Below are 12,678 nucleotides of genomic sequence, written 5' to 3' on the forward strand. Positions count from 1 at the left end.
TTACAAAATCCCGGTGGCGAAGCCAGCCCGTCACCGTGAAGAAAGCCGGAAAACTCCAGCCACCGGCGCTCCAAAGTTCGGTCTCAGAGCAAAAGCCGGAAAACTCCAGCCACCGGCGCTCCAAAGTTCGGTCTCAGAGCACCGGCATGCGCGCCGACATAAAGACCGGTCCAATCGAAGGTGGCAGCCTCCACGACCGGTTCCCGAAACCGGTCCGGATCGATCGGATCGGCCGCCAACGCAGCTGAACTTGACGCGCAAAGAAACGCCGTGGCGGGGATCAGACTTCTAATGTGCATATCATGTGCCTTTCAGTGTGCCGGCAAGACGGTGCCGTTCTCATCTTCGACTGGATGCTGGGTCTGAAGCGCTGAAACCGGCCGCGTGGCGTATCTATTTGCAGGCGAACTTCAGGTTCTTTGCGTGATAGCGTCCAAGGGTCCAATCTCCGACCAGGGCTTGCGAACTCGCGCTTTTGATATGGAAACGAGCCTGGTCAATTCGGACGGTATTTCCTGACAGACTGACCGAACTCGCACGATAGGCGTTGGTCCGGTAACCAACCGGCTTTCCATTCCTGAAAGTCAGCCAGCCTGGCCCGTGGCCCGGAAAGTCCGCCTGGCAGGTTGCGTTTTGCGGGCCGGCCGCAAGAACCCTCTTCGCTGGCGCCGTGTCTCCGCCGCCGTCAGCGGTGGCTGTGCAGCCTGCTGCGACTGCCGCCAGGCCGATTGCAAAAATGGCTGTGGGTAGCCGCATGCTCTGCTCCTTCCGTCTAGTTTCGAATTGGTGGATGAGAGGTCGCCGGACGACCGCTCCGCAGTCGCCAGAACGAGCGCATAGTGACGAATGCAAACATAACCCTCCCTATATTCCAATAGGAATATTACTGTTTGGAATATATAATAACTGGAATTTAGTCAATCCGTTGTCGCGGTATGACGGACAACGGATGCGCACCGGCCTTTATTCGCCGCTCAACACGCGGCTCAGTGAGATCATGAAACGCGCCCGGCTGGAGGCCGGCATAACGCAAGCGGACCTCGCGCGTGCGACCGGTCGCACGCAGGCATACATCTCGAAGTTCGAGAACGGTCAGCTGCGGCTCGACGTTGCCGACTTCATCGTGTTCGCCAAATGCTTGGGCGCTGACGCGCACCGCCTGCTTGACGAACTCGACACCGAACCCGCGGACTAAGGTGGGTCACGAGACAACACTCGCATGCCCGAAATAGCTCTTGTCGTCATCGTGGCCACCCCACCTCAATTGCGTTGGGAATGAGCATAGTCGAGGTGTCGCAATTGCGTGTCTCAAACCGAGTCGCAAAAAATGAGACAGGGAACGCGACCGATTTGCCTATGATCACCACATGCCGATACCGATCCGAAAATCTCTGGCGCTGTCTCTCATCAAAGACCGGTACGAATCCGTGGACGGGCTCGTGGTCGAGTGGGAACATCGCGACCAGCGCAATTCTTCAGGCAAGAGCAACGGCCGCCCGGACAGCCGCCACAAGGCCACTATCTATCGCTGGCTTGATCACGGTATCCCCTCGCGCGCCGATACCGTCTTCGGGTTTGCGTCACTCCTTGATGTTGATCCGGTCGCGCTCATGGACGTGGATGAAGAGTACGTCTATTCGCAGTTCGGCCGCGAACGACGCCTCTATCACCTACGAAGACCGACGAGCACGCATTTGGCGCCGCTCTGGAGCATCTACGAGGTCGACAGCGGCTGGCCGAACCAGGCACTTGCCAACGCCCATTACGGCCGCAACTGGTACACGCATGATTTCCACCACGACCCGACGGCAATCTCTGACGTTTACGCCGCCGTGCTGCTCACTACCGGAGATGCTGCAGCGCCGCGCGCATACCACTTTGCCTATCGTCGGTCCGGCGTTCCCGACCGCACCTGGCGTCCTTACGGCACTGTGGTCGCGCTCGAAGACGACATCATCCTGGTCTCCGAGAGCGGGCACTTCCAGCAAAAGCCGCGTAGCGGTGATCGCTTCTCGGTGGAGACATATTTTGGTCTAGGAGCGGCCGACTTCCGAATCGTCTCGCTCCATCCCTTCGACCTGGAACTTGAAGTGCCGTCCCACCAGACCGAGTGTGTTCGGTTCGTCGCGTAGTTCGCCGAAAGGAGGTTGAAGAAGATCAGGCTGGCCGGTACGCTTCCATCAATTCATTGCCTTTTTCTCCTTTGGTTCAATGAATGCAGAGCGCCGCGCATCATGTGGTAACTGTGCGCGGCGTTTTCTTTGACCGGATGAGATGCTCTCAACGGGGACCCAGCTTGGACCGCGAACAGAACTGCAGCGCAAGGTTCGGTATGCCCCAGTGCTGCGTGAACGCGCCGGAGCGGATCAGCGCATCGTAGGTCGCTTCCTTAAGGGCCCGGCTCGATGCCTTGGCCGTTGATCGCGAAATTGGGCTTGTCCGCTCGCATTCCAACGCGAAGAACCGATAGCGTTTCTCGCCTCCAGCTCGGTGCTCTACGCCGTAAAGAGCGTCCGGGATAAGGTGCGTTTCCATGCGGGTGCGGACAACCGGATGGTTGCGCTCCGGCAAAACAGTCACCGGGATCGATAGCGGATTCGGGGCACGCCGCGTCGAGGCCGGAGCACGAGCCAGGATTTCATCGACCGGGACGAATCGCTGGTTGGGTGTCTGCCTCGTCGCGAGTTCAACGGCCAAAAGGGTGTCGATGATCATCATCGTGTGCAGTATTTGCGGATTGTATGCGCGGGGCGACCGGCGCGAAAAGGTGACGGTACGCGGCGGCAATGCATCATGGCTATCAAGATAGGCCACGCCACTCTGACTGATTTCGTAGAGCATCGGCGTTGATCGGGCATCGAAATGCGGCGCCAACAGCGCAGGCCTATTGAGGTAGCCGGTTTCGTGGAACAGGTCGCCGAGCCGCTCCACAAAGCGCTTTTCTGACCTCGGCCGGATCAGCGCCAGCAAGTGGTCCTGGCGCAAATAGCGGTAGCGATAGAGCCAGCGCAGGATCACCGCATCGCGCGGCCCAAGCACCAGCCGCTTACCAAGAGGCGTGCGGGTAAAGCGGCAGCGGCGTCCAAGCGTGTCGCGTTTTGCGGCCGTGTCCATCTGTCCTTCGCCTCGACTGTCGCTCGTCTTCTTGTACGAGCCCCGAGACAAGCTTGGCGAAAGCGGAGCCGCGCGTCACCGTTTGCTATGGTTCGCAATGGCGCGGGACAATCAGCGGCGAAGCGCTATGGTCGAGGCAAAAAAATCACTGGCACTTAATGAAACCGAGGACGCAGCCGATGATGGCGCGGTCGTTGCGCCAGGTGATGCCACGGGCCGCAAAGCGAACTTTTTCAACCACCAGCTTTTCCGGCACTTCGCGCTCGTTCTCGCCGGTCGCGATATCAAGGAGCAGTTGGCCAAACGATCGCCCGTCACGCGGTGTTGAAACCCGGAGTTCGACATCAAGCAGCTTATTGGAGTTGCCGTTGAAGACCTGCAGCGATGGTGTCGTGAGCCAGGGAATGAGCCCGTTGCCAATCGTAAACTGATAGTCGGGATGGTTGCCGACGCCGGCACATATGACGCGGCGCAGCGGCCACGTTTCGTAGCGCGACCCGGATGCCTCGACGGCCATGTCGAGCATGCCCCGGGTGGCCCCCGATTGGTCAATCGCGCGGCGACACCGAGCAGTCTTGATTCGCGCTCTGAGTGATTCGCGGAGCTGCTTGCAGGTCTGAATCAGAACTTCAGGCGGACTGCCCTTGAGGTTGCACATTGCCAGGGCCGCGTCGGCCGATTCGGTCAAGGGCTCCGCTGATTTATAGGCTTTCCTGATCGTTTCGACCGCATCGTTGACGGCGCTGTCGCGATGGGTGCGGAGGGCATTATCAAATTCGATCTCCAAGCGCGTTTGTTGCAGCGGCGTGAAACGGTCCCGACTTGACGGCTTCAGCTTGAACCAGTTGTGCTGTCGTAGGCCCTGGAGCGTGGCCGGCGCTTTCAGCAACGGATCAGCCAGACGCGCGGCTTCCTGCTTGACGATGCGCCGCCCGTAACGCTCGGCCTTTCTGTCACATCGGTCGTGCATGGCTTCAACCGCGTCAGCGGGCGCTTGCCGCGCGACCGCGATAACGCGCGACAGGAAGAAGTCGCGGCAGGCTTGGGCGGCGTCAACGGGTGCCAGAGTGGCCAGTGTCTTGTCCTTGAAGAACCAGTCGATGTCGGCATCGTCGGTCAGTTCGGCGATGAGATTGGCCTTGGCTTCGGCTTCGCGTCTCTTTTGTTCGGCAGCTTGCGACCTTCTCTCTGCGTCATGGTCGGCTTGCGCCCGTTCGCGCTCCGCTTGATGACGCAGTGAACCGTCTTCGTCAGGCTCGCCCTTCTGAGCGGTCTTGTCCTTTTTCGGAGTGTCGCTGACGCCGGTTTCTGGAACCTCAGCGATATCATTTCCGCCCGGCAGCGACGGCGCAGGCAAAAGAGGCGCGGCAGCACGGTTGTCGTCGATGAAACAGAAGATGATCGTGCCGTTGCGAATGGACAGGCACGGCTGCCCTTCGTAGGCAACTTGCTTTGCCGCCGCGCCGATAAAGGTCAGCGGCTTGCCTTCTCCCCAGCGGGCTTCCATCAAGTCACGCGGTGGCCAACGATAGGCTATTTTGCAGTCCCGCGTTCCGTTGCAGGTTTTCTCGGCGGTGCATTTGTTGCGAAACAGCACCTCGCCGCCCCGAAGCGCCAGACAGACGCCCTGGCGCAATCGCGTGGCGTCTCCGGCCGCGCGGTTTCCGAGCAAGACACGCGTTTCCAACTCTTGCTGCAAATCCTTGCCGACCTGATCAATGGTGCGACCAAGTCTCTCGATGAAGGTTTCGGCTTGGGCAGGCCAGGCGATGGCCATGCTGAGCAGTAGGGATGCAATTAATCTCTTCACGATCGCCAGCCTAGCGAGAGCTTATGCACAGAAAACGGATGAATCCACCGTAGCAAGCGACGCGATCATCTTCAAAAGCAACTTGACCCATACATCGAACCCGGTCTCAATTCTCCTGTTCGGGACGAGGAAGCCGTACATGAAGATTTTGATGCGTCACGAGCAGACTCCGGGACTGTTTCGGTCCGTTCGCTTCAAGCTTTGGGGCAAGGTCGAACTTGAAGGTGATGAACAGGCGATCATCGATCGCTATGACTTCGACCAGGCGAAGTTGATCACCGAAGAAATCGAAGGGCTGATGAAATGGTCGGTCATCATCGGTGTGGTAACCGTCGTTCCTGCCTTCTTCGTCTGGGCGGGATTTTTCGGTCGCGCGATCGGCACGCCGACCGCCCTGGCGACGGGCGCGTTCGCCGGATGGCTGTTCTACGATCGGTTTCGCGAAACTGTCTACGTCAAGGATTTGCTCTACGGCCGACATTTCCGCTGCAAGTCGATCGTCGATATTTCGATACGCGAGGAACGCCTAAGGCAAATGGTCGCCTATCTTCGCGCCGTCATGGAAAGCGCCAAGCATTGGGGCGGCACGCAGACGACCGACGTGCCGCCGCTTGATCCGGAAACCTCGCGCCGGATCATGCTTAGAGGCTTCGCAAGAGGATGGTAGCGACCAAGCACCTCGGCGCTCGGCTCCACCGCTTCGTCTATGGGTTTTTCCGCCAGAGCGATCATACCGAAGTGGTGCATCTTCACGGCCGCATCGACCACCTGCTCCAGGCCAACGGGGTCAAGACGGAAGGTCAGTTGAACGACCTTTGCGCGCGTGTTGCCGGCGATGTTGGCAACGTCTTGCACCTTCCCGACGAGCGGCGAGACGAACTGCGCCACTTCACGGCGCAGCTCATCGCATATGAGGGGATGTTCCGGCTACCGGATGTAGATTTCGCCGAGACCAGGACGACCGCGCAATATTGGGAGTTGAAAGACGAACTCAATGCCCAGAAGGCGTTGCTGGAGCGGTTCCCGTCCGTCACGGACGCCATCACGCTATTGGTGCAGGGATGCTTCGGCGCGCTCTACGACAATCTCGGCAAGGTAGGCGCTGATGACGTCGGTAACGGGATCAACGTAGTGACGCCGCGGATCGATCGCATCGCCTCATTGGGCGAAGTCGTGGAGCGGATCGCGGTCGCCGCTCACGTTGAAGAAATTGAGCATCTCGGCCTGTTTCCCCGACTTCGCAAGCGCCTTGAGGCGAATTTCGTTGCCGCATCGGGCGGTGACCCGCGCGATATAGACGGCTTTTCCAGACCTCTCCGTATGCCCTCCAAGTTTGATGCCAAGACACCGGAGGATTTGGTCGTCACCTACCTGTCCGGAACGCCGCTGCTTGAATTGTTCGCCGGCGAGGAGATGTTCACCATCCCGCAATCGATCCGGTTCGAGCATCACCACATCATTGCCGGGTCGGGTCACGGCAAGACGCAAACATTGCAATACCTGATCGCCAAGGATCTTGATGCGGTCGCCTCCGGAGAGCGTTCGGTCATCGTCATCGACAGTCAGGGGGATTTGATCTCCAACATTGCTGGTCTGAAGGCGTTTGCTCCGGGTGAACCGCTGCATGATCGGGTCTGCATCGTCGACCCGACGGACATTGAGTGGCCGGTCTCGCTCAACCTGTTCGACGTCGGCCAAGCGCGGCTTCAATCCTATCCGCTCTTGGAGCGCGAGCGCCTGACCAATTCGATCCTGGAACTCTACGATTTCGTGCTGGGCACGCTTTTGTCCGCGGAGATGACGCAAAAGCAGAGCGTGATCTTTCGCTACGTCACGCGGCTGATGCTGCACATTCCCGACGCGACCATTCACACCCTGCGCGAACTGATGGAGAAAGGCAGCGAAATCCGCTTCGCCGAACACATTGCGCGCCTGGAAGGCACCGCCCGGCATTTCTTCGAAACCGAGTTTCCGTCAAAAGAATTCGCGCAGACGCGTCAGCAAGTGTTACGCAGATTGTGGGGCATTCTCGAAAACCAGACCTTCGAACGGATGTTCTCTCATCCGCGGTCGAAGCTCGATCTCTTCGCCGAAATGAACGCGGGCAAGGTCATCCTGATCAACACTGCGAAGGACCTGTTGAAGGAGAGCGGTACCGAAATTTTCGGGCGCTTCTTCATTGCCATGATCGCCCAAGCCGCCCAGGAACGTGCGACACTGCCGGAAAGCCAGCGCATGCCCACCATGGTCTATATCGACGAGGCCGCCGATTATTTCGATCGCAATGTCGGGATCATTCTGAGCCAGGCGCGTAAATTCAAGATCGGCATGGTGTTGGCGCACCAATATCTCGGTCAGCTGGACTCAAAGCTCCAGGATGCGTTCTCGGCCAACACCGCGATAAAGTTCGCCGGCGGCTTCACTGGCAAGGACGCGCGGGCCGCCGCCCAGATGCTCAATTGTGATCCGGCGCTGATCGAAGCCCAGCCGAAGGGCGCCTTTGCCGCTCATGTACGAGGCATGACGCGCGCCGCGATCCCGTTGCGATTTCCGCTCGGTGCCCTGGAGGAAATGCTCCGCATGACCTCTGATCAGCAGAACGCGCTTCGCGACCAGATGCGTGCGAACTATGCCGTCCATTACTCGGAATTGAGCCAGTACCAGAGCAAATCCGAGGACCGCGAGGACGCCAAAGCGCAAGGGCGAGACGACCGCAAAGACAAAGACGAAGAAGGTGAAGGGACTCTGTGGGAACAGTCTGAGGCAGCGACAAGTGCAAACCCAAAGACCAAGTCCAACAGGCCGCACCCTCCTGGTGATATCGAGAAACCGGACGACGAATCCGACTGGTAGCGTCGAGCTGTTGCGGCCACCAGTTCCCGCCGCAGAATTCTTTGCCTCTTTGTGATTCCTGCCGAAATTCGGAGTTCCGCATGCGCTACAATGAGCCGGTTTGAGCAGATATGTCCAGCTGGCAAGCCACACGCTGCGAGTGGATACCGTATCCCCCTGCATATCCCCATCGCAGACTGGTAAAAAAGAAAGAGAACCGGCGTTGCCACCGGTTCTCTTCGCTCTCACAAAAGGAGAGTCAGTGCTGTTGACCACGAGCGTCGATGCGTTCCTGAAGCCACTCTAGCACTTCTGCCTCGACCCATCCGACCCGGTTGTTGCCCAGCCGTACCCGCTTGGGGAATTGGCCCGCCACTTCCAGGCGCGCTATGTGTTGGGGAGAGTACAGGACCAGCTCCTTCACCTGCCGCTTGCTCAACAATCTCATCACGATACTCCTCATGTTGAGGAGCATCGCGATGCCCCGGGGTTGATACCCTAGGGTTCAAGAATTGTATTGAATTCTTGATGGATAACAACTCCGCGAGCGGAAGCATTTCATTCCGGTGGATCAAGGACAGCTTTGCGCTCCCAAGCACGAACCCGCTTCGCGGGAGGGCGCCTTTGCCTGAGATGGCGTAATAATCATAGCCTTTGAGCGGTTAGCTGCGGGCGAGCCGCCCATGGAGTTCCCTTCAACGAGAGGAACTCGCCATGGCTACCCCGTCGACCGATGCACCTATCTCGTCGCTTCGCCAGCGCATGCAGCACGACATGCTCATGCGGGGCCTCGGCTCCCACACGCGGCAGGACTACGTTCGTCATGTCCGGTACTTTGCCGCGTTCCTCGGGCGCTCGCCTGATACCGCGACGCCGGACGATATCCGCCGCTTCCAGCTTGATCAGCATGAGAAGGGTGTTGGACCTGCGACCATCAACGGCGCTGTCTCGGCGCTTCGGTTCCTGTTTCTGGTGACACTGCAGCGCCGGGATCTGTCGCGCGCCCTGGTGATTACCCGCTATCACCGCAAGCTGCCGGATGTGCTCAGCGTGGAGGAAGCGGGGCGACTGCTAGAAGCCGCACCGGGCCTCAAGTACAAGGCCGCCCTCGGTGTTGCTTACGGCGCAGGGCTGCGCGTGTCCGAGGTCGCGCACCTCAAGGTCGATGATGTCGACTCGACGCGCATGCTCCTCCGTGTCGAGCAGGGCAAGGGCCGCAAGGATCGCAACGCGGTGCTCTCGCCACAGCTCTTGGAACTGCTTCGGCTAGCCGAAGCCACCTCAATCGCCGTCGAGATCGTCAAGCGCAAGCCCGACCAGATCGGCTTCACGGTCCAGCAGAGGCGGTGGGTAGTCGAGCGCTTCTTCGCCTGGTTCAGCCGCAACCGCAGGCTATGGAAGGATGCAGAGGCCACTATCGAATCCGCCACCGCATTCCTCTACGCTGCAGCCGTCATGATCCTCGTCAGGCGCTTCGCACGAAACTCATGAGCGGTTTCGGCACGGACTCTAAGCGTAATCGGCGACTTGAAATAGCAAAGATGTGTCTGATTCCTCGGCTAGCTCAAGCTCATATGGTCCTGCAGAACCCTGCTCCATCCTGCCGACCCAGAATCCCTCGAGCCCTAGAATGACATAAACCATCGGAGCGCGGCGCTTGTTGGCTTGGCTTTGCCAGGTTTGGATATCGACCAGAGATGGTTTTGGAGAGACCTCAGGATGTGAGTGCCATTCGCCGATCCAGTCCACTTTGAATCCAGAAACGAGCCATTTTCGAACTGCGGCGATTTGATGGATACGATCGAATCTGAGGAACCAGATTCGCGAACTGCGATCACGCAGGCCGGGAAGTGTCGCCGCGGTCACGTGAAGATACTTTCCTCGACGCAAACCCAATAGTATCCCGCCTACTTCATGCTTTGCCCCCTCGTTCCTTGCACATGAAATAATCGCCGCCCACGCGCTCTTGTCAACGAGCACCTGTCCCAGCTCCGCAAGCGGGACACTGTTCGTGTGGCTTTGGTGATTTTTCATTCAGTTTTCTGGCTTCTTCTAGATCAAGTGCAATGGTTCGTAGTCGAGCGCCTGGTTTGCCATCAAAGAAATCCAATATCGCCTGCAGGCCAAGCCCCGCCGCCATCGCTGGTGCGGCAACGGAGAACGGTAGGTATGGGCCATCCCCACATGACGTAGCAGCTATACGTCCCACATCTTTCACGTCCTTGCGGGGATCGTTCAGCCACGGCTTGCCAAGATCGGGACGAAGGCATCGGTAACAAGCGAACCCGTCACCCACGTTGAGAAAAGATTGGGCCGCAATTCCGTTCCCAAACAACCAAGTGTGCAAGAGAAACGCAGACTGTCCAAGTGACCGAGCTTCCAGCGCCCTTTGGTTCAAATAGTCGCTTACCGCTTCGACACCTGTAGCATCTACGACTAGATCGCATCCGCGCAATCGGTTCCACACGTCCTTTACGTCAATTGCCAGTGCTTTGATCCGCACGTCCGGATGAAAACGGGATAGTTCAGTAGCAAGCGCCTCTGCCTTCGACTCACCGATATCGGCGAAGTTAAGCAAGTGTCGACCGAGATTGCCGGCTGCAAGTAACTCGCGGTCCACCAGAAACAGGCGAGCGTCGTTTCCGGCCCCTGATTGGACAAGATACCGAGCTAGATGGCTTCCTATTGTTCCACAGCCAACAACCGCGATAGATTTGCCTTTTAGCGACGTGGCCATGCCATTCAGGTTGCGGGAAGTGATATCGTCCAAGCTTGCCTCGCTACCGTGATACCTGATCAGCCCAATATTGGTTTCACGCTTCCTGATTTCGCCGCGCAGAAATTCCCGCCTTGCGCCACGCTTTGCCAACAGCTTGAGGTCAGTAGGGAGTTCGATTTGGCAACCAACCCAACCGTTGCGCGCCGCGATAAACAGCACCTGTCCGTCAGACAACGCGTTGCCGATTTCTCCGAAGCTCGGAACACTAAATCCGGACTGTTCCTCATACCATTCTCGAAGCTGACCAAGCGTTTTTGGTACCAGAATATTAGTTCCAGCGCCTATATCCGTCGACGCGTGTACGGTGATAGCTGAACGTCCTGTTTGAAATCCGGCCGGGATATGCTGCTTGTCGTTGACCAAAAGCAGTTGTGTCGACGAATTCAAGCTATTTGGAACCGCTAGTCTGGCAGTTCTAGCGGTTGTGCTACGGCCAAACATGACCAGGACGTTGCTTCCGCCCCAATATGACGGGTACTCGGTTGCGACTTCCAAAAGCGCGCCGCCGGCGAGCGATTTTGCAATCGTTGCTTCGGCCTCTCTCAACACACGCAATATTGAAGCGCCGGGTCGGAACCGGTCCAATCGCAGTAGGGAGCGGTCAGCGTAGCAGAGGCCTGTGCCTTCCTCCAGGTGTGCAATAATCGGAAGGCTGACTGACGAGCGGTCAACGAATCGGATTTTGGGCAGTTCTACAAATTCCAGGTCAGGAATGTCGATCTCAACCTCGGCGGTCGTATGCCCAATTCGCAACGAACCACGGTATCGGTCGGGATTTGGCCCGACATGCCGGAAACCGCGTTTTCTTAGGGTAGCGTCGACTTCCCACCGCGCCGTCTGCTCCGCTATCAAGCTGATACCGAAGATCCTACGCGAGGCATCGGCACGGTTTCAGCTTTAGTCTCCAATACCGCTGCGGTCTGCGCTGCGGCGGCAATCACCACCGCTTCAGGCGCATTTGGGATACGATCACTCAACGCCCGCCTGAGTTTCTGGATGACTACGTCCGAATGGAACGTGTCATAAAGAGCCGCTTTAACATCGTCACGAAACGACTCAGCCGCTTTGGCAAGTTCTTCGCGCCACTCTGGTGACCATTCATCGTCACATGCACGCTCGCCTTCACGCCAAGAAATACTCCCCCTCCTTATCCGCTCGGGAAGGTGCTCGGCAACAGCCAGAAGCAACAAATCATCCCGATCCTCGGACGGGCGCTCGCCAAGCGCGGCTAGTGCTTCCACACAAAGCACCATCAGTGCCAGTGAAGAGAAGGCAGCATCATCCCATTTATCGTCACGCCAAGCCTTGGCGTAGCGGCTCAGCCGACGCAGGACCTTTCCATATCTCGTTACATTGGCGATGAACCAATCGTGGATGGCCTTCGGGTCTGACGGGCGCCAGTCTTCCTCACGATCAGCGAGGAGAATCTGCCCTGAACCGAGCCGCACGGATTTCGCGATGGTGTCCAGAGTATCGTTAAGATTGGCCGATTTGCCAAACGTTGTTTCGGTCTGTCGCTCAAACATTTCGGCTAGACGGCGGAAGCTTGTGTCATCGACCGCAAACAGTGGTAGGTCAATGTGCGCGCCTTTTCCGACCAGTGTAATGCGAATGCAGGTGTTTTTTCGCTTGAACTTCCAGCCCTCGCGGGTCACTAGCGGTTCAAGTGCCCTTTGCATAATTTCAAACAGGCCTTCCGATGAGAACACCGGCCGGCCATCTACAAATGGCATGGGAACATAGATGCCGTCGTCCAAGTCGATTTCTTGAGCCCAACGCCGAGCGGGCCTAATGAGTGTTCCATAAGCAAACGAGCCCTGCGTCAAAAACCGGACGTCAAGCTCGCGAAGTGATTCAGCCTTGTTGATGAATTGGTAATCCCGTTTCTCAAAAAGCTTGCCGCGAACATCCGCGTCGGAGACGTAATTGCGCAATGCGCCGAACGCACCCCGCAGTTGCGCCCGAATTTTAGTTCTAGCTTCTCGCAAAAGCTTGTCTTCGGTGCTCTGAGACCGAACTTTGGAGCGCCGGTGGCTGGAGTTTTCCGGCTTTCTTCACGGTGACGGGCTGGCTTCGCCACCGGGATTTTGTAATGCGATCGGGACGTTGTATCCGATCGCCGAGTGAGGCCGAACCTCATTGT

The 12,678-nt window shown here is 58.0% G+C and carries 11 protein-coding genes and 1 pseudogene; 6 read left to right on the forward strand and 6 right to left on the reverse strand.

Annotated elements, in window-relative coordinates; genetic code table 11:
• Positions 1 to 248 (forward strand): hypothetical protein (locus ABJ205_RS01495; protein WP_348107441.1); only part of this gene is annotated, 248 nt, incomplete at its 5' end.
• A 145-nt stretch (positions 249 to 393) separates the two neighbouring features.
• Here ABJ205_RS01495 and ABJ205_RS01500 read toward each other — a convergent pair.
• Positions 394 to 756 (reverse strand): hypothetical protein, encoded by a 363-nt coding sequence (locus ABJ205_RS01500; RefSeq protein WP_348107443.1) that lies wholly within the window; start codon positions 754 to 756, stop codon positions 394 to 396.
• Between the two features lie 193 nt (positions 757 to 949).
• On the opposite strand from ABJ205_RS01500, the gene ABJ205_RS01505 reads away from it, so the two are divergent.
• Positions 950 to 1,195, forward strand: coding sequence for a helix-turn-helix transcriptional regulator (locus ABJ205_RS01505; RefSeq protein WP_348107446.1), 246 nt, complete (start codon positions 950 to 952; stop codon positions 1,193 to 1,195).
• 172 nt (positions 1,196 to 1,367) lie between these two features.
• The gene (locus tag ABJ205_RS01510; RefSeq protein WP_348107448.1) at positions 1,368 to 2,132 is read left to right on the forward strand and encodes a hypothetical protein; all 765 of its coding nucleotides are present in this window, start codon (positions 1,368 to 1,370) and stop codon (positions 2,130 to 2,132) included.
• Positions 2,133 to 2,280: 148 nt separating this feature from the next.
• Here the strand turns inward: ABJ205_RS01510 and ABJ205_RS01515 are convergent, their stop codons facing one another.
• Together ABJ205_RS01515 and ABJ205_RS01520 are read right to left on the reverse strand one after the other, a co-directional pair.
• Positions 2,281 to 3,114 (reverse strand): replication-relaxation family protein, encoded by an 834-nt coding sequence (locus ABJ205_RS01515; RefSeq protein ID WP_348107451.1) that lies wholly within the window; start codon positions 3,112 to 3,114, stop codon positions 2,281 to 2,283.
• A gap of 145 nt (positions 3,115 to 3,259) precedes the next feature.
• Positions 3,260 to 4,891 (reverse strand): hypothetical protein, encoded by a 1,632-nt coding sequence (locus ABJ205_RS01520; RefSeq protein WP_348107454.1) that lies wholly within the window; start codon positions 4,889 to 4,891, stop codon positions 3,260 to 3,262.
• Between ABJ205_RS01520 and ABJ205_RS01525 the strand changes: the two genes are divergently transcribed.
• From ABJ205_RS01525 to ABJ205_RS01535, 3 genes are all read left to right on the forward strand, one after another.
• Positions 4,884 to 5,591 (forward strand): hypothetical protein, encoded by a 708-nt coding sequence (locus tag ABJ205_RS01525; RefSeq protein ID WP_348107456.1) that lies wholly within the window; start codon positions 4,884 to 4,886, stop codon positions 5,589 to 5,591. The two genes, ABJ205_RS01520 and ABJ205_RS01525, sit on opposite strands and share 8 nt — an antisense overlap.
• A complete protein-coding gene (locus ABJ205_RS01530) occupies positions 5,585 to 7,777 on the forward strand; it encodes a hypothetical protein (RefSeq protein ID WP_348107458.1) in 2,193 nt (730 codons plus the stop codon). The genes ABJ205_RS01525 and ABJ205_RS01530 overlap by 7 nt, the downstream gene beginning before the upstream one ends.
• Before the next feature lie 693 nt (positions 7,778 to 8,470).
• Positions 8,471 to 9,247 (forward strand): phage integrase N-terminal SAM-like domain-containing protein, encoded by a 777-nt coding sequence (locus ABJ205_RS01535; protein ID WP_348107462.1) that lies wholly within the window; start codon positions 8,471 to 8,473, stop codon positions 9,245 to 9,247.
• Positions 9,248 to 9,265: 18 nt separating this feature from the next.
• Here ABJ205_RS01535 and ABJ205_RS01540 read toward each other — a convergent pair whose 3' ends face one another.
• From ABJ205_RS01540 to ABJ205_RS01550, 3 genes and pseudogenes are all read right to left on the reverse strand, one after another.
• Positions 9,266 to 9,790, reverse strand: coding sequence for a Mov34/MPN/PAD-1 family protein (locus ABJ205_RS01540; RefSeq protein WP_348107464.1), 525 nt, complete (start codon positions 9,788 to 9,790; stop codon positions 9,266 to 9,268).
• The gene (locus tag ABJ205_RS01545; protein ID WP_348110907.1) at positions 9,726 to 11,387 is read right to left on the reverse strand and encodes a ThiF family adenylyltransferase; all 1,662 of its coding nucleotides are present in this window, start codon (positions 11,385 to 11,387) and stop codon (positions 9,726 to 9,728) included. The genes ABJ205_RS01540 and ABJ205_RS01545 overlap by 65 nt, the downstream gene beginning before the upstream one ends.
• A pseudogene (locus ABJ205_RS01550) lies at positions 11,384 to 12,550 on the reverse strand (CBASS cGAMP synthase); the annotation flags it as partial. The gene ABJ205_RS01545 and the pseudogene ABJ205_RS01550, both read right to left, overlap by 4 nt.
• Positions 12,551 to 12,678 lie beyond the last annotated feature (128 nt).

Origin of the sequence: Erythrobacter sp., assembly GCF_039988855.1 — a bacterium.
GTDB lineage: Bacteria > Pseudomonadota > Alphaproteobacteria > Sphingomonadales > Sphingomonadaceae > Erythrobacter.

Bases quoted from the DNA above. Each gene is read 5' to 3' on its own strand.
- ABJ205_RS01500 (WP_348107443.1), bottom strand. From the start codon at position 756: ATGCGGCTACCCACAGCCATTTTTGCAATCGGCCTGGCGGCAGTCGCA.
- ABJ205_RS01505 (WP_348107446.1), top strand. From the start codon at position 950: ATGCGCACCGGCCTTTATTCGCCGCTCAACACGCGGCTCAGTGAGATC.
- ABJ205_RS01510 (WP_348107448.1), top strand. From the start codon at position 1,368: ATGCCGATACCGATCCGAAAATCTCTGGCGCTGTCTCTCATCAAAGAC.
- ABJ205_RS01515 (WP_348107451.1), bottom strand. From the start codon at position 3,114: ATGGACACGGCCGCAAAACGCGACACGCTTGGACGCCGCTGCCGCTTT.
- ABJ205_RS01525 (WP_348107456.1), top strand. From the start codon at position 4,884: ATGGCCATGCTGAGCAGTAGGGATGCAATTAATCTCTTCACGATCGCC.
- ABJ205_RS01520 (WP_348107454.1), bottom strand. From the start codon at position 4,891: ATGGCCATCGCCTGGCCTGCCCAAGCCGAAACCTTCATCGAGAGACTT.
- ABJ205_RS01530 (WP_348107458.1), top strand. From the start codon at position 5,585: ATGGTAGCGACCAAGCACCTCGGCGCTCGGCTCCACCGCTTCGTCTAT.
- ABJ205_RS01535 (WP_348107462.1), top strand. From the start codon at position 8,471: ATGGCTACCCCGTCGACCGATGCACCTATCTCGTCGCTTCGCCAGCGC.
- ABJ205_RS01540 (WP_348107464.1), bottom strand. From the start codon at position 9,790: ATGAAAAATCACCAAAGCCACACGAACAGTGTCCCGCTTGCGGAGCTG.